12 protein-coding genes are annotated in these 16,466 nt (G+C 67.6%); 7 read left to right on the forward strand and 5 right to left on the reverse strand.

The window, feature by feature from the left end:
* Window positions 1-6: 6 nt before the first annotated feature.
* Genes G3M57_RS26860 through rhmD form a run of 3 tightly spaced genes read right to left on the reverse strand, consistent with a single transcriptional unit; the run spans window position 7 to window position 2,817 of the window.
* Window positions 7-756: an SDR family NAD(P)-dependent oxidoreductase gene (locus G3M57_RS26860; protein WP_163233978.1), complete on the reverse strand. Its 750-nt coding sequence runs from the start codon at window positions 754-756 to the stop codon at window positions 7-9.
* Entirely contained in the window at window positions 753-1,616 is an 864-nt protein-coding gene (locus tag G3M57_RS26865; RefSeq protein WP_163233979.1) for a fumarylacetoacetate hydrolase family protein, read from the reverse strand. The genes G3M57_RS26860 and G3M57_RS26865 overlap by 4 nt, the downstream gene beginning before the upstream one ends.
* Window positions 1,617-1,638: 22 nt before the next feature.
* A complete protein-coding gene (gene rhmD / locus G3M57_RS26870) occupies window positions 1,639-2,817 on the reverse strand; it encodes an L-rhamnonate dehydratase (RefSeq protein ID WP_163233980.1) in 1,179 nt (392 codons plus the stop codon).
* Between the two features lie 171 nt (window positions 2,818-2,988).
* Between rhmD and G3M57_RS26875 the strand changes: the two genes are divergently transcribed.
* The 4 genes from G3M57_RS26875 to lldD are packed head-to-tail and all read left to right on the forward strand — an operon-like array spanning window position 2,989 to window position 6,556.
* Window positions 2,989-3,843 (forward strand): IclR family transcriptional regulator, encoded by an 855-nt coding sequence (locus G3M57_RS26875; RefSeq protein WP_163233981.1) that lies wholly within the window; start codon window positions 2,989-2,991, stop codon window positions 3,841-3,843.
* An 8-nt stretch (window positions 3,844-3,851) separates the two neighbouring features.
* The gene (lra1, locus tag G3M57_RS26880; protein ID WP_163233982.1) at window positions 3,852-4,613 is read left to right on the forward strand and encodes an L-rhamnose 1-dehydrogenase Lra1; all 762 of its coding nucleotides are present in this window, start codon (window positions 3,852-3,854) and stop codon (window positions 4,611-4,613) included.
* A gap of 1 nt (window position 4,614) precedes the next feature.
* Window positions 4,615-5,376 carry an IclR family transcriptional regulator gene (locus G3M57_RS26885; protein WP_163233983.1) on the forward strand — a complete coding sequence of 254 codons (762 nt, stop codon included), beginning with the start codon at window positions 4,615-4,617 and terminating at the stop codon, window positions 5,374-5,376.
* A gap of 37 nt (window positions 5,377-5,413) precedes the next feature.
* Window positions 5,414-6,556, forward strand: a complete 1,143-nt coding sequence (gene lldD / locus G3M57_RS26890) for an FMN-dependent L-lactate dehydrogenase LldD (RefSeq protein WP_163233984.1) — start codon at window positions 5,414-5,416, stop codon at window positions 6,554-6,556.
* 152 nt (window positions 6,557-6,708) lie between these two features.
* Here the strand turns inward: lldD and G3M57_RS26895 are convergent, their stop codons facing one another.
* Window positions 6,709-6,906 (reverse strand): hypothetical protein, encoded by a 198-nt coding sequence (locus tag G3M57_RS26895; RefSeq protein ID WP_163233985.1) that lies wholly within the window; start codon window positions 6,904-6,906, stop codon window positions 6,709-6,711.
* Between the two features lie 102 nt (window positions 6,907-7,008).
* Between G3M57_RS26895 and G3M57_RS26900 the strand changes: the two genes are divergently transcribed.
* Both G3M57_RS26900 and G3M57_RS26905 read left to right on the forward strand, forming a co-directional pair.
* A complete protein-coding gene (locus G3M57_RS26900) occupies window positions 7,009-8,325 on the forward strand; it encodes a family 1 glycosylhydrolase (protein WP_163233986.1) in 1,317 nt (438 codons plus the stop codon).
* A 101-nt stretch (window positions 8,326-8,426) separates the two neighbouring features.
* Complete coding sequence (locus G3M57_RS26905) at window positions 8,427-10,007, forward strand: tannase/feruloyl esterase family alpha/beta hydrolase (RefSeq protein ID WP_163233987.1); 1,581 nt, start codon at window positions 8,427-8,429, stop codon at window positions 10,005-10,007.
* Window positions 10,008-10,259: 252 nt separating this feature from the next.
* On the opposite strand, the gene G3M57_RS26910 is transcribed toward G3M57_RS26905, so the two are convergent.
* Window positions 10,260-12,923 (reverse strand): TonB-dependent receptor domain-containing protein, encoded by a 2,664-nt coding sequence (locus G3M57_RS26910; RefSeq protein ID WP_163233988.1) that lies wholly within the window; start codon window positions 12,921-12,923, stop codon window positions 10,260-10,262.
* A gap of 342 nt (window positions 12,924-13,265) precedes the next feature.
* Here G3M57_RS26910 and G3M57_RS26915 point away from each other — a divergent pair, with 342 nt between their 5' ends.
* Window positions 13,266-16,466 carry an alpha-L-rhamnosidase gene (locus G3M57_RS26915; RefSeq protein WP_163233989.1) on the forward strand — a complete coding sequence of 1,067 codons (3,201 nt, stop codon included), beginning with the start codon at window positions 13,266-13,268 and terminating at the stop codon, window positions 16,464-16,466.

The following is a 16,466-nucleotide window of genomic DNA, read 5'->3' on the forward strand; positions in this document are numbered from 1 at the left end:
CCTCCCCTAGAACGTGGTTCGACCGCCCGAGGTGTCGAAGGTCGCCGCCGTGGTGAAGCTGCACTCCTCCGACGCCATGAAGCAGATCATGGCCGCGTTCTCCTCGACCTGGCCAAAGCGGCCCATCGGGATCTTCGATTTCATGTAGTCGATCTGGCTCTGCGGCATCTGCAGGAAGATCGGGGTTTCGAAGGCGGCCGGGGTGAGAGCGTTGACCATCACGCCCGTGCCGGCCAGCTCCTTGCCCAGCGATTTGGTAAAGCCGATGACGCCGGCCTTGGAGGCCGAATAGGCGCTGGCGTTGGGATTGCCTTCCTTGCCCGCCACCGAGGCGACGTTGACGATGCGGCCATAGCCGCCCGCGAGCATCAGCGGGGCCAGTTCACGGCAGCAGTAGAAGACGCCGTTCAGATTGATGTCGATCACCCGCTTCCAGTTATCGAGCGGAAACTCGGTGACCGGAACCGTCGCTCCGGTGATGCCCGCCGAGGCCACGAGGATGTCGACGCCGCCCAGGGCCGCCTGGGCGGTCGCCGCCGCCGCGGCGACCTGGACCGGATCGGAGACATCCAGCGCGACGCCGCGCAGGGCCCCGACCTCTTCCACGGCCTTGTCGAGGAGAGCTTGATCGAGGTCCCACAGCACGACCTGGCCGCCCTCGGCGACCATGCGCGCGGCCACGGCCTTGCCCAGGCCCGAGGCCCCGCCGGTGATCACCGCGCGGCGGCCCGAAAAGCGGCCTGCGAACCGGCTCATTGGGCGCCGTCCTTGGACCAGGCCACGACGATCTGGCGCTGCTCGCCCAGCTTCTCGATGCCCAGGCGGATCTCGTCGCCGGCCTTCAGATAGACAGGCACGGGCTTTTGACCCAGGCCCACGCCGGGAGGCGTGCCGGTGGTGATCAGGTCGCCCGGTTCCAGCGTCATGAACTCGCTGATGTAGGAAACGAGCTTGGCGATGCCGAAGATCATCGTCTTGGACGAGCCGTCCTGCATGCGCTTGCCATTGATGTCGAGCCACATGGCGAGGTTCTGGGGATCGCCGACCTCGTCGGCGGTCACAACCCACGGGCCGACCGGACCGAAGGTGTCGCAGCCCTTGCCCTTGTCCCAGGTGCCGCCGCGCTCGATCTGGAAGGCGCGCTCGGAGACGTCGTTGATCAGCACGTAGCCGGCCACGTGGTCCAGGGCCTCGGCTTCGGAGACGTACGAGGCGCGCGAACCGATCACGACGCCCAGCTCGACCTCCCAGTCGGTCTTTTCCGAACCGCGCGGGATCATCACCGGGTCGTTGGGGCCCTGCAGGCAGCTGACGGCCTTGGTGAACAGCACCGGTTCTTCCGGGATCGGCAGGTTCGACTCGGCGGCGTGGTCGGCGAAGTTGAGGCCCACGGCGATAAACTTGGAGACGCCGTTGATCGGGCAACCGTAACGCGGGGCACCCTGGACCACCGGCAACATCGACAGCGGGATGGCGGCCAGTTCGGCCAGGCCGGCCGGCGTCAGGGTCGCGCCGGTGATGTCGGCGATCACGCCGGACAAGTCGCGGATCTGGCCTTCGGAATCGAGCAGGCCGGGCTTCTCGGCGCCCTTGGGGCCGTAGCGGAGGAGTTTCATGGGTCTTTGCCTTCAGGGAGGTCTAGCGGGCGTAAGGCCGGTGCAGACCGACCTCGCGATTGAGTTCGACGCCGAAGCCCGGCGCGTCGGAGAGTTTCAGCTTGCCGTTCACCGGAACGGGTTCGCCGATCAGCTGCGGGTGGAACATCGGCACCACCCCGTCGGCCTTGGGGGCCATCATCAGGAACTCGGCGAACGGGCTGTTATGGCGCGTGGTGACGAAGTGGTAGCTGTAGACGCTGGAGCCGTGCGGGATGCACATCACGCCGCGGCTGTCGGCGAGGTTGGAGATCTTCACCAGCTCGGTCATGCCGCCGCACCAGCCCACGTCGGGCTGGATGATGTCGCAGCACTCCATCTCCAGCAGCATGCGGAAGCCCCAGCGGGTGGCTTCGTGCTCGCCGGTGGTGACCAGCATGCCCTTGGGGGCGTTCTTCTTCAGGTCGCGATAGCCCCAGTAGTCGTCGGGGCTCAGGGCTTCCTCGATCCACTTCAGGCCGTACTCGTGGGCCTTGTGGGCCAGCTTGGTGGCGTAGTTAAGATCCAGCGCCATCCAGCAGTCGAACATCAGCCAGAAGTCCTCGCCCGTGCGCTCGCGCATGACAGCCAGTTCTTCCAGGTTCTTGCGCAGGCCTTCCTCACCCTCGGCCGGGCCGTGGTGCAGGGGCATCTTGCCGCCGATGAAGCCCATCTGCTTGGCCAGGTCGGGACGCGCGCCCGTGGCGTAGAAGGTCAGCTCGTCGCGGACCTTGCCGCCCAGCAGCTGGTAGACCGGCTCCTGGCGCAGCTTGCCCAGCAGGTCCCACAGGGCCAGGTCGACGCCCGAGATGGCGTTCACCACCAGGCCCTTGCGGCCGTAGTACTGGGTGGAGAAGTACATCTGGTCCCAGATCTTCTCGACCTCGGCCGGATTGCGGCCTTCCAGGAAGCGGGCCAGGTGCTTTTCGACGATGTAGGCGGCGGGTTCGCCGCCGGTGGTCACCGCGAATCCGACCGTGCCGTCGGCGGCCTCGATCTCGACGACCAGCGTGCCCAGCACGTTGATCCCGAAGCTCTGGCGGCTCTGGCGGTATTCCGGATAGCGCGACATCGGCGTGGCGATGTGATCGTCGATCCAGTGGCCTTCGCCCTGGTCGTGATAGTCGGCGCCGCCGCCGCGCACGACATAGGCCCGAACCTGCTTGATCAACGGAAACGGCATCCCAACCTCGACGACCTCAAGAGATTTCAACAGGACTGACGGCTTGTTTGTAGCGCGATCGCGCCGGCCCCGGGCTCGACTCCAGGACCGGCGACTCGACGCCGCGCTCTCAATTACGATCAGTCGTGTTTGCTTGTATAAGTTCCATTTGTTGGTTATGGCAACCACGGAATGGAAATTTCGAACGCTCCCGATCCGACGGCCGACGAGGTCGAGACCAAGGCCGCCAGCCGAACCCTGGTTCGCGGTCTGGAGGTCCTGAACGCCGTCAGCCGCGGCCATGTCGAATTGGGCGATCTGGCCGCGACCCTGGGCCTGACGCGCACCACGACATACCGACTGGCCACGACCCTGGTCGAGCACCGCTATCTCAGCTTCACGCCCCGCGTGGGCTACGCGCTGGGTCCCAAGCTGCTGGAATTGGGCTTCATCGCCTCGCGGCAGACCAATCTGGCCAAAAGCGCCCGAGAGCATCTGGAAGTGCTCTCCTCGCGCAGCGCCGACACCGTCCACCTGGGCGTCCTCGACCAGGACAAGGTGCTCTATCTCGACAAAATCGCCGGGTCCCGGCGGGTGGACATCAGTTCGCGGATCGGCGAGCGACAGCCTTTGCGCTCGACCGGCCTTGGCAAGGCGCTCCTGCTGGACGCCAGCCAAGACAGGCTGGTGGAGGTCTACCAAACCGAACAGGCGGAGGGGCGGGACTATCCGATCGGCCTGGCCGAATGGCTTGGTCGCATGGCCGCCTACCGCGCCACGGGCGTGGCCTTCGATCTGGAAGAAAATCCCGATCACGTCCGGTGCGTGGCCGCGCCCGTCCGCGACGTCGAGGGCAAGATCGTCGCGGCCATCAGCCTGACCAGCGCCCGCCAATACATGGACGATGCGCGCATGAACGGCCTCTCGTCCGACGTTCTGGAGACGGCCTGGGCCATCAGTCGCGACCTGGGCTGGCGCGCGCCCGACAGGTCGACGGTTCTCCCCTCCCCCCAAAAGTCGCGGCCCGCCGCCGCGCCCGAACGCTAGGAGAAGGCATGCTTCTGAAGGACAAGGTGGTGCTGGTGACCGGCGCCTCGGGCGGGATCGGCAAGGCGGCGGCCATCGGTTGCGCGCGGCATGGCGCGGACGTGGCGATCAACTACCATGCCGATGACGCGGGCGCCGAGGAGGCGGTCGCCCATATCCGCTCATTGGGCCGCCGCGCCATCGCCGTGAAGGGCGACGTGGCCAAGGTCGAGACCGCTCAAGCCTTCGTCGATGCGGCCGTCGCGGCTTTCGGCCGGGTCGACGTCTTCGTCAACAACGCCGGCATCTGCCCGTTCCACGCCTTCCTCGACATGCCGCCCGAGGTCATGGAGCGGACGATGAAGGTCAATCTGTTCGGCGCCTATTACATGGTGCAGGCGGCGGCCAATCAGATGGTTCAGCAGGGCGAGGGCGGCGCCATCATCGCGGTCAGCTCGATCAGCGCCCTGGTCGGTGGCGGCATGCAGACCCATTACACCCCGACCAAGGCCGGCGTGCACAGTCTCATGCAGTCGACCGCCATCGCGCTGGGCAAGTACGGTATCCGCTGCAACTCGGTGCTGCCGGGCACCATTGAGACGGCGATCAACAAGGAAGACCTGGCCGACGTCGCCAAGCGCGAATACATGGCCGGCCGCATCCCGCTGGGCCGCCTGGGCGAGCCCGACGACCTGGCCGGGCCGATCGTCTTCCTGGCCTCGGATCTCGCCAAGTACGTGACCGGCGCGGCCCTGCTGGTCGACGGCGGCGCGTTCGTGAACCTGCAGTAGAATGGCGCCCAAGGAGCCAGGCACCAAGGTGGTCGGCGCCCAGACGTTGGCGCGGGGCGTCGACATGCTCGACGTTGTGGGGCGTTCAGGCCCCCTGCCCTTGGCGGCCCTGGCTCAGCGTCTTGGGCTGACGCGCAGCACGACCCATCGCCTGGCGTCGGCCCTGGTCAAACGCGGGTTCCTGCAGGTGGCGGCCCAGGGCTATCTGCTCGGCGCCAAGCTACTTCGCCTGGGCGCCCTGGCCGAAGCCAACCATCCGCTGACGGCCGCCGCCCGCCCCTATCTGGAGCGCCTGGCGCGGGAAGAGCACGACCCCGTCAACCTGGCCATTCGCGAGGGCGGCCTTGTTCGATACGTCGCTCAGGTTCGCGGCGACCGCCGTATCGAGGTGCGCTCAGTCATCGGCGAAACCCGGCTCCTGGCGGCCACCGCCCTTGGCCGGGCCTTGTTGCTCGACGCCGACGAGGCCGAATGGCGCAAGGCTCATGCGGACCTGGCGTCGACGCCGGACTCCGAGGATGAGTTCGTCAGGCGCATGCGCACCTATAAGCGCTTGGGCGCGGCCTTCGATATCGAGGAGAACGAGGACCGCGTGCGCTGCGTGGCCGCTCCGATCCGCGCGGCGAGTGGTCAGATTATCGCGGCTCTCAGCCTCTCGAGCCTGCCGCAATACATGGATGACGCGCGCATGTCGGCCTTGGTCGAACCGGTCTGGTCTACGGCCCTGGCGATCAGTCGCCACCTGGGCTTCGACCGGCTCTAGACGCGGGCCCATCCACTCCTATCCAGACGAGTCTCAAATGATTGTTTCGTCCACCACGGACTTCCGGGAAGCCGCGCGGCGCAAGCTGCCGCGCTTCCTGTTCGACTATATCGACGGCGGCGCCTATGCCGAGCGGACCCTCTTCCGCAACGTCTCGGACCTTGCGGATCTATCCCTGCGCCAGAGGGTGCTGAAGGACGTCTCCAAGGTCGATCCGTCGACCACCCTGTTCGGCGTCAAGCAGGCCCTGCCGGTCGCCCTGGCCCCGGTGGGGCTGACGGGCATGTACGCGCGGCGGGGCGAGTGCCAGGCGGCCAAGGCCGCGGCCGCCAAGGGCGTGCCGTTCTGTCTGTCGACCGTCTCGGTCTGCGACCTCAAGGAAGTCTCCCAGGCCAGCAGCGCGCCGATATGGTTCCAGCTCTACGTGCTGCGCGACCGGGCCTTCATGCGCGACCTCCTGGCCCGCGCCGCCGACGCTGGCGCTACGACCCTGGTGTTCACCGTCGACATGCCCGTGCCCGGCGCCCGCTATCGCGACGCCCATTCCGGCATGAGCGGTCCCAACGCCGCCGCGCGCCGCCTGGCGCAGGCGATGTTCAAGCCGCAATGGGCCTGGGACGTCGGCGTCATGGGCCGGCCCCACACCTTGGGCAATGTCGCGCCCGTGCTGGGCGCGAACTCGGGCCTTGAGGACTTCATGGGCTGGCTGGGCGCCAATTTCGACCCCTCGATCCAGTGGAAGGACCTGGACTGGATTCGCGACCAGTGGAAGGGGCCGCTGGTGATCAAGGGCGTGCTCGATCCGGAAGACGCCAAGGCCGCCGCCGACATCGGGGCCGACGGCATCGTGGTCTCCAACCACGGCGGACGGCAGCTGGACGGGGTGCTGTCCTCGGCCCGCGCCTTGCCGGCCATCGCGGAGGCGGTGGGCGACAGGCTGAGCGTGCTGGCCGACAGCGGCGTGCGCTCGGGCCTGGACGTGGTGCGGATGCTGGCCCTGGGCGCCAAGGGCGTGCTGCTGGGCCGGGCCTTCGTCTACGCCCTGGCCGCGCGGGGCGGGCCGGGCGTGACCCAGCTGCTGGACCTGATCGAGAAGGAGATGCGGGTGGCCATGGCCCTGACCGGGATCAACACCATCGACCAGATCGACCGCTCCATCTTGGCCAAGGTGAAAGGGTGAGCCTTGTGGGGCCAAGTCAAGGCTGACCGGCGTAGCTATTGCCGGAGCCCTGGGGGGCGGCTTTGGCGCATCTCGTCAGTATCGAGCCCAGAGAGGCCGCAACGCCAACTAGGGCTTGGCCATCCCTACCTTCAGGAAGGTAGCTGGATCGATCAGTGCTCCTGGCTGTCACGACCGCGTTCAACAACCACCCACGCGATCTCACCCACGAAGGGCTGGCCCGGATTGGCGTCGTTTTTGGTCACGGGCGAAAGGCTGTCTTGGCCGACGTCGGTGTACTCGCAGTCAAAGCCGATACCCGCGGTGCGCTCCACGCGCCCCTTGCCGACGATTTCAGTTGCAACGACCAAGCTCGCCCCCTAGATTTAGATGCAGTACTGACTGTTTTGGTGGGCGGCCGCTTCGGCGGCGAGGCTGGCGAACCGGCCCCGTCCCGAAGAGAGCGAGCTGTGATGAAGCGTTTTCCCGACAATTTTCTCTGGGGCTCGGCGACGGCGCCCCACCAGGTCGAAGGCGGCAACGCCAATTCGGACTGCTGGGCGCTCGAGCAGGCCCGTCCCTCGATGTTCCAGGAGCCCTCGGGCGACTGCGTCGACCAGTGGAATCGTTTCAGTGACGACATCGCCATCCTCGCGGCCCTGGGCCTGAACACCTACCGCTTCGGGATCGAGTGGGCGCGCATCGAGCCGCAGCCGGGCCAGTATTCGCAAGCCGCCCTGGACCACTATCAAAGATGTATCGACGCGTGCCTGCGCGTGGGCGTGGCCCCCATGCTGTCGTTCCATCACTTCACCTCGCCGGCCTGGATCACCCGCCTGGGCGGCCTGAACGATGCGGACTATCCTGAGCGGTTCGGTCGGTACTGCGCCCACGCGGCCGCGCGCCTGGACGGGTTTGACTGGGCCTGCACGTTCAACGAACTGAACGTGCCGGTGCTGGTCGAGCCGATGTTCAATGAGAAGCTGCGCACGCCCGAGGCCGCGCCGGTGCTGGCCGCCGCCGAGGCCGCCCTGGGCGGGCCGCTGGCCAATTTCTTCCTGACCACGCCGCGCGATGTCCTGCTTACTCAGGGCCTGTCCGCCCACGCCGCGGGACGCGACGCCATCAAGTCCGTTCGTCCGTCCGTTCAGGTGGGCCTGACGTTGTCGATCCAGGACGAACAGGCCGAGCCGGGCGGCGAGGTCCATCGCGACCGCCGACTGGAGAAGTACGTCGATCCCTTCCTGGACGCGGTGCGTGGCGACGACTTCATCGGGGTCCAGACCTATACACGCTACATCTCGCGGGCCGACGGCGGTTACGGCCCGGCCCCGGACGAGCGGGTGACCACCATGGGCTTTGCCGATCGCCCCCAGGCCCTGGCCCAGGTCTGCAGACGCGTCTGGGAGCGCACCAAGACGCCGATCATCGTCACCGAGAACGGCTGGGCGGGCGATCAGGACAAGCGGCGCGAACAGTTCATCGCCGAGGCGCTGGACCACCTCCATGGCGTCATCGGGGAAGGCGCGGACATCCGCGGCTACTACTATTGGACCCTTTTGGACAACTACGAATGGCTATCGGGCTACAGCCAGAAGTTTGGCCTCCTGGGCGTGGACCGCGCGACACAGCGCCGGCTGATCAAGCCCTCGGCCCTGACCCTGGGCCAGATCGCTCGAGATAACGGCCTTAGCCCCGCGTCCCCTATGCGCCGCGCCGAGTCCCTGACTGAGCGCGCGCCTTCGGCGGCGCGGCCGACCGGGGTCGGGGCGCCGTTGGGCATGGCGTGAGCCAACCGCGTCTGCGTTCCGGCGCTGCCGCGGCTTTACCGATCGCCAGCGCTTTGCCGCGCGCTGGCGAGGTCCTGACAAGCGGCGGCGGGAGGGCGGGCATGAACCGTATCGATGTTTGGCTTAGAACAGGCGCGGCGCTCGGCGCGATGACCCTCGCCGCGGGGCTCTGGGGCTGCGCCCAGTCCCCCGCCGGCGCGGGACCCGCCGCACAGGATCTGGCCTTGGCGCCGGACGCGGCGAGATGCGCTGGCCTGGTTGGCGCCCGGATCGACGGCGGCCGGGTCGAAAGCGCGGAACGCGTCGCGCCGGGGGCGACGATCGCCACGGGCGAGACCGCTGGGGCGAAGGTCTCCACCGCTCTTTGCCGCGTGCGCCTGCGGCTCAATCCCGTCGCCGACTCCGATATCCGGGTGGAGGTATGGTTGCCCGATACCTGGAACCACAAGCTCTTCGCCCTCGGCGGGGCAGGCTTTGACGGCGGCCTCAATCCCGGCGGCGGAGCGCTGCTCGGCAAGGCGACCGCTCAAGGCTACGCGTCCGTGGCCACGGATGTTGGGCACGCTCCCGTCGCCAACGCCGTGTCCTGGGCCCATGGCAAACCCCAGGCCGTGATCGACTTTGGCCATCGTGGCAACCACGTCGCCGCCGTCGCGGCCAAGCAACTGATCGGCGCCTATTACGGCCGCCCGGCCAAGCACGCCTATTTCCTGGGGTGCTCGAACGGCGGGCGCGACGGCGTCATGGAAGCCAGCCGCTATCCGGACGACTATGACGGCGTGATCGCCGGCGCCCCCGCGCGCCGCTATCTGGAGATCGTCACCCAGCTGATTTCCTATAGTCGGATCTCCAGCGAGGTTCCGACCCTGTCGTCGAAGCTGAACCTCGTGCACGGAGCCGTCATGGCCAAGTGCGACGGCCTGGACGGGGTCAAGGACGGGATCTTGGAAAATCCTCTGGCCTGCAAGTTCGACCCCGTCGAACTGCAATGCAAAGGCGCCGACAGCGCCGCCTGCCTCACCTCGGCCGAGGTCGACGGTTTCCGCAGGATCTATGGCGGGCTGCGTCTGAAATCCGGCGAGCGGGTCATCGGCGGGCCGGTCGTGGGCAGCGAGGGCGTGCCGGGCAACTGGGGCGCGTGGATCCTCTCCCCGATCGGCGCCATGGCCGGACAGGAAATCTACCGCTGGATGGTGTTCGATGATCCCAATTGGAAGGTGGAGACCTTCGACCTGGACCGGGACTATCCGGTCGCCAAGGCGCGCATCGGCGCGACCATCAACGCCGACGAGCCGGACCTACGGGCGTTCGCCAAGCGCGGCGGTAAGCTGATCATGTACCAGGGCTGGGCCGATCCGGCGATCACGCCCCTGGAGACGATCAACTATCTGCAAGCCGTGCGCGAAACCTCGCCCCAGGCAGCCAGCCAAGTCCGGCTGTTCATGGTCCCGGGGATGATGCACTGCGCCGGCGGACCCGGCGCGAATGTCTTCGACATGCAGCCCGCGCTCGAGGCCTGGGTCGAGAAGGGCCAGGCGCCCGAACGCGTTGTCGCGACCGAAGCGGGCGGCGGCGATCCGCCGGCCAGCCGCCCGCTGTGCGCCTGGCCCAAGACCGCCCACTACAATGGGGCGGGCTCGACGCGCGACGCGGCCAACTTCACCTGCAAGGCCCCGGCCTGATTGACGACCAGATTGAGGCCGCCAGGTTCAGCGGTCTCCCCGCGCCACGATGAGCCTCGCGGGCGCGACCGGCCGTAGGCGTCCGCGGCGCCGCTCTCCTCCCCGTCTTGCCTTCACCTTGACCCCGCGTCGCCGCCAAGATCTTCCGGTCTTGGCGGCGTTTTTTTGTCGTGTCGTGCGCCCCAAAAAAAGACGGCCAGCCCGGAAGGGCTGGCCGCTTAGTCGCTCCGAGAAGGGAAGGCAGTGCGGAGCTTAGAAGTGCTTGGTCAGGCCCATGTTGAAGAAGCGACCGATGGTCGAGCCGTTGGTCGGGACGGTCTGGCTCGGCGATACGTTGAGGAACGGCACCTTCTCGTTGAAGGCGTTGTCGATGTTCAGCGACAGCGTCATGCCGCGCGCCCAGCCTGGGTTTTGGCCTTGACCTTCGTCGAAGCGGTAGATGAAGGCCAGGTTGACGGGATCGAAGGAGCCGGTCTTGGTCTGTGAGCCCGCGCCGGTAACCTTGTAGCCCTGGCGATGGTTGAGCGTCGCCTGGGCCGTCAGCCCGCCCCAGTTCACCCCGCCCGTGGCGCTGAGCTGCAGCTTGCTGGTGTTGACGCCAAGCAGGTCGACCTTGCCCGCGCCGTCATAGGCCTCGCTGTCTCGATCGAGCAGACGCGTGGCGTAGAGGGTCGCGAACACCGAGCCGAAGTCGGTCGATTTGACGTAGTTGGCGTTGAAGTCCAGGCCGGTGGCGTAGAGATTGCCCACGTTCTTGCGCCGCGCGTCCAGGATCAGATAGGGCGTGGTCGCGCCGTAGAGCGCCGCGATGTTCGGCGCGCCATCGATGAACATCCCGGCCGTGGCGGCCTGGGCCTGGGCCAGGGTCGGGTTGATGGTGATGAACTTCTGGAAGGCCGGAACCGTGAACAGCGAGGTCGGGAAGCCCGGCGGCGCCACGACGATCGTGTCCTTCAGCTTGATGTCCCAGTAGGTGACACCCGCCGTGAAGCCGGGAAGGCCGGTCGGCTTCCAGTCTGCGCCGATCGACCAGGTGTCGGCGGTCTGGGGTTTCAGGTCGGGATTGCCCCCCGCCAGCACGATCGTCGGGCGGAAGAGGTCGGTGATCGGCGAGCCGGCGGCCCGGTAGGGGCTGACCGTGATGATCGAGGCGCGGGTGTCGACCGCGCCGGTGGTGTCGGCCAGGCTGGGAGCGTTGAACGAGGTGCCGTAGTTGCCGCGCAGCGTCAGACCGCCCGCCACGTCCCAGGTGAAGCCGATCTTGGGATTGGTCGTGCTGCCAAAGTCGCTGTAGTCGTCATAGCGGATCGAGGCGTCGAGCTTGAGCGCCTGCACCAGCGGCAAGGCGTTGGCCGACCCGATGACCGGCACGATGACCTGGCCGAAGACCGAGGACACGTTGCGGTGGGCGTTTTTCACGGACGCGCCGGCCGACGAGCCGCTGGGTCCGTTCACGCTGAACGCGTCGGACTCCTGGCGCTGCAGGTCGACCCCGATGGCGGCGCGGACATCGCCGCCCGGCAGGGAGAACAGCGGACCGTCGGCGATCATCCGGCCTTCGGTCAGGGTCTGGGTGCTGTGCGAGCTGTTGCCGTAGTTGACGATGCCGGAGATGACGGCCGCGTTGGTCTGCGACAGATCGAACGGATTGAGCGCCGTGGCCGTCGTCGTTCCGGCCGCCGCGGCGGCCAGGGCGGTGGGGTTGAGGCCCGGCAGATGGGTGCCGGTCTTGCTGCGACCGTAGTTCAGCATGGTGTTGAGCTGCCAGTCGCCGCCCAGGCGGACCGTCAGGGTCGGGGTGACGCCATATTGGGTCAGCGAGGCGTCCGAACGCACGTAGTCGCCCAGGATCGGCGCGAAGCTGAAGGCGACCGACTCGCTGGTTCCCGGCGCCACGCGCACGAAGAAAGGATTGGTCTGCGGAATCGTCAGGCCGGTTGTGGTGCGTTGGGCGGCCTGCTGGGTCGTCTGGCGATCGGTATAGTAGGCCGTGGCGTGCAGGCTGACGCGTTCGCCTAGCTCCTGGTTGAAGGCGCCGAAGAAGGAGTCCTGCTGTTCCTCCGGCACGATGTCCGAATAGAACGCCAGGTCACAGAGGTTGCGGGTGCCGGCCACCAGGCCGGGATAGGCGTAGTTGGTCGAGCCCACGGTGATGTTGGCCGCAGGGCAAGTGGCGACGCGATAGTCGTCGCCGCCCCGGTCGCGCAGGTCCTGGCGCGGCCAGTCGCGCTTGGAGGCCGACAGATTGGTGTTTTCGCTGTGGGAAATCGCCAGATAGGCCGAACCACCCGTCCAACTCGTGCCGCCGATCACGTTGACGTCGCCGGCCTGGTAGCCGCCCTTGGCCAGGCCGTAGTGCCCCGAGACCTCGACGCCGTCGAAGCTCTTGCGGGTGATGAAGTTGATGATGCCGCCCACGGCGTCGGCCCCGTAGAGCGAGGAGCCGCCGTCGGCCATGATCTCGACCCGCTGCAGCACGCTGGGCGGCAGCATGTTGGAGTCCGGCGTGGTCATCAGGATGCCAGCGCCCACCATGTTGTGGCCGTCGACCAGAATAAGGGTGGTGTTGCCGCCCGAGCTGCCGAGATTGCGGATATTGGGGCGTTGCGTGGTGGCGCCGATGCCGGTGGTGGTCGACGGCGCGTAGCCGAACTGGCTGGACACGGCGGGAATCTGCGCCAGCACCTGCTGGTTGGTCAGGGCACCGGTCGACTTGATCTTGGCCTCGTCCACCCCAATCACATTGGCGCCGACCGGGGCGACGCCGCGGATCAGGGTGCCGGTCACGACGATCTCGGAGACGACGTCATCGTCGGTCTGGGCCTGGGCCGTGGACGATTGCGCGAATGCGGGCGCGCCCAACAGCGCGCTGATGGCGGCGCCATAGACGAAGATTGAACGGCTACGAGAACGCATGACGCTTCCCCCCTTTGGTTGGTGTTCTTATGATCGGCAGAAAGAAGCGATCAGTACCGTATGTTTGCATCTTTACCGCTGACTTTGCAAGCGGTATCGCTTGTTTGTTAATAAGGCGACGAGCCGCGATAGCGCGGCCGCGGAAGCGTTGGAGGAAGCGGGCTCAATGACCAGGCAGAACGGCACAGCGCATCGCAGCGTCGACCTTGAAGGGTTCGGCCAACGCGATGTGGCGTCCGACTCGGTGAGCCTGGCCAGACAGGTTCTCGCGCCGGCCACCCGCGCCGGCCCCTCGCCCGCCCACATCCAGACACGGTCGCCCTTCGGCGCGGAGAACTTGCCATGATGAGTCGTCGAACCCTATTGGCCACGACGGGCGCGGCGTCCATGGCCGGCGCGGCCGCCCCCGCTGAAGCCGCCGCGCTCGCATCGCCCAGACTTGTCGATCTCAAGGTCGAGTCGCTTGTCGCGCCGCTGGGCCTGGACACCCCGCGTCCGCATCTGTCCTGGCGCTTGGCCAGTGGACGGGCCGGAGCGCGGCAAGCCGCTTATCGGATCGGCGTCTCCTCCACCGCCGACAAGCTGGCGCGCGGGGATTTCGACCTGTGGGACACCGGCCGTATCGCTTCGGCCGACAGTCTTGGACACGTCTATGCCGGGGTCCAGCCGCCCGCCCGAAGCCGAGCCTTCTGGCGCGTGGAGGTCTGGGACGAGCTTGGCGCGCGCGCCGCCGCCGCCTCGTCCTGGGAAATGGGGCTGACGACGCCCCAGGATTGGTCGGCGCAGTGGATCGCGGCCGAAGCCGAGCGCGATCGTCTGGACAGATTGGCCGGCTTTGACTGGGTATGGTCGGGTGAGGCTCAGCCGAAGCAATCCCGCAATTTCCGTCTCGGCTTTGACCTCAAGCACGCCGCCGAAGGCGTTCTCTTGGTTGGCGCGATTGATCGACTGGAGGCCGTCTGGATCGACGATCAGCCCCAGCCCGTCCTCCAAGCGGCGTCCATTGACTTCGCCAAGCCCCCGCTGACGGAAATTCCCGTGAAGCTGGCGGCGGGCCGTCACGTCGTCGCCGGGCAGGTGAAGGTCGATGGCGGCATCCTGCCTTCGCCGTCCGGGGCGTTCGGCGCCCTGCTGCGCCTTGATCTGGCCGACGGCGGCAAGCTGTGGATTACCACCAAGGGCAGATGTCGGACCTCGCTGGAGAGCCCGGCCGGCTGGCGGACGCCGGACTTCGACGACAGCCCGTGGCCGATCGCCGAGCGGCTGGAAACCCAGCCAGCCACGCCCTGGCCGGCCAGGCCCGCGGTCTTGATGCGCAAGACGTTCGACGCCCGCGGCGCGATCGCCTCGGCCCGGCTTTACGCCTCGGCGCTGGGCGGGTTCCAGGCCCGGATCAACGGTCAACGGGTCGACGACGCGCTCATGGCCCCCGGCTATACCGACTATCGCCGCCGCACGCCCTATCGGACCTACGACGTCACGCGTCTGGTCAAGGCCGGTCCGAACGCCCTGGGCTTCTGGGTCGCCGACGGCTGGTTCGCCAGCGTCATTGCGCCGGGCTCGCGGTTCGCTCTGGGAGCCGCGCCGCGCCGCCTGCTCGCCCAGCTCGAGATCACCTATGTCGACGGTTCACGTCAGGTCGTGGCGACCGACCCGACCTGGAAGCTGCGGGAAAGCGCGGTCCGTTCGGCCGAAATCTACAACGGCGAGGTCTTCGACGCCCGTCTGGCGATCGAGGGCTGGGATCAACCAGGCCTGACGCCAAGCGGTTGGGAGGATGTGGCCAGCGCCCCGCCGCCGCCAGTCCCGCTCCGCGCCGACATCATCGCGCCGGTCCGGGTCACCCAGGTGCTTGCTCCGGTCAAGCGCACCGACCTGTCAGACGACGTCGCGGTTTTCGATTTTGGCCAGAACTTCGCCGGGGTCCCCCAGGTCTCGTTGCTGGGCCCCGAGGGCGGCGTGGTGACGATGAAGTTCGCCGAGGTCCTCACCGCCGACGGCCGCGCCGACCAGGCCAACCTGCGCGCGGCGCGCGCCACCGATCGCTATGTCTGCGCGGGCGCGACCAAGGGTGAGACCTATCAGCCCGCCTTCACCTTCCATGGCTTTCGATACGTCGAGGTCTCCGGTCTGAGAGGCCTGAAGCGTTTCGATCTCAAGGCCGGGGTGATCCACACCGACCTGCCGCTGACGGCCAGCGTCGCGATCCAGGATCCGACCATCCAGGGCCTTTGGCGCAACGCGCTGTGGAGTCAGCGTTCGAACTTCGTGGGCATACCCACCGACTGCCCGCAGCGAGACGAAAGGCTTGGATGGACCGGCGACGCCCAGGTGTTCTGGGACGCGGCCGCCTTCAACATGGACGTGGAGCTTTTCACGCGCCGGTTCATGGAAGAACTGCGTCTGGCCCAGGACGTCGAGGGGGGCTTTCCGATCTTCGCGCCCATCGCCAGCGGCCCGCCGGCTTCCATTGGACCCACGCCGGGCTGGTCGGACGCCGGCGTCGTGCTGCCCTGGACGGCCTGGCGGCGTTCGGGGTCCACCGCCGTGATCGAGGAAAACTGGGACGCCATGCGGCGCTATCTCGCCGCGATCGCCAAGGCCAATCCCGACGGCCTTTGGAGCCACAAGCGCGGCATCGACTTTGGCGATTGGCTGGCTTTGGACGCCAAGTCGCCCTGGGACGAAACCACCCCCAAGGGCCTGATCGCCACGGCGCTTTGGGCGCACAACTGCGCGATGATGGCGGACATGGCCCTGGCCACGGGGCGGCGGGAGGAGGCCGCGGACTTCCAGGCCCAGCGCGAGCGCATCGTCGCCGCGTTCCTGAAGGCCTTTGTCCAGGGCGACGGGCAGATCGGCAACGGCAGCCAGACGAGCTACATCCTGCCGCTGCGCTTTGACCTGTTGACGCCCGCCCAGCGCCTGGACGCCGGCGCGCGTCTGGCCGCGGCGATCCAGGCCCGCGGCTCGCTGACCACCGGCTTCCTGGGTACCCCCTACATCCTGGACGCCCTGGCCGACAGCGGCCAGGCTGGCCTGGCCATGTCGCTCCTGACGCGCCGCAGCTTCCCCTCTTGGGGCTACATGCTCGACAAGGGGGCGACCACTATGTGGGAGCGCTGGAACAGCGACACCGGCGACGTGGCGATGAACTCCTACAATCACTACGCCTTGGGCGCGGTCAGCGGGTTCATCATGCGACGCCTGGTCGGCATCGACGTCCTCGAGCCGGGCTTCCGCCGTATCCTCGTGCGTCCGCTGATCACCGCCAGCTCGCGGCAGGGCGCGGGCAAGCATGTCTCGCCGATGGGCCTGATCCAGACCGACTGGCGCGTTTCCCAGGCAGGCCAATTGAGTCTGGCCCTGGAGATACCCGCCAACGCCACGGCCCAGCTCGTCCTGCCCAAGGGGCGCTACAGGCGCAATGGCGCGCCGCTGGCGCCGGCGAGCGTCGCCGCTCGCCAGGCGTCCGACGCGGTCTTCGAACTGGCCGCCGGATCGCACCGGATCGATGGCGACATCCAGGCGCTTTCGGCCTGA

This window comes from Caulobacter rhizosphaerae (assembly GCF_010977555.1).
Lineage (GTDB): Bacteria > Pseudomonadota > Alphaproteobacteria > Caulobacterales > Caulobacteraceae > Caulobacter > Caulobacter rhizosphaerae.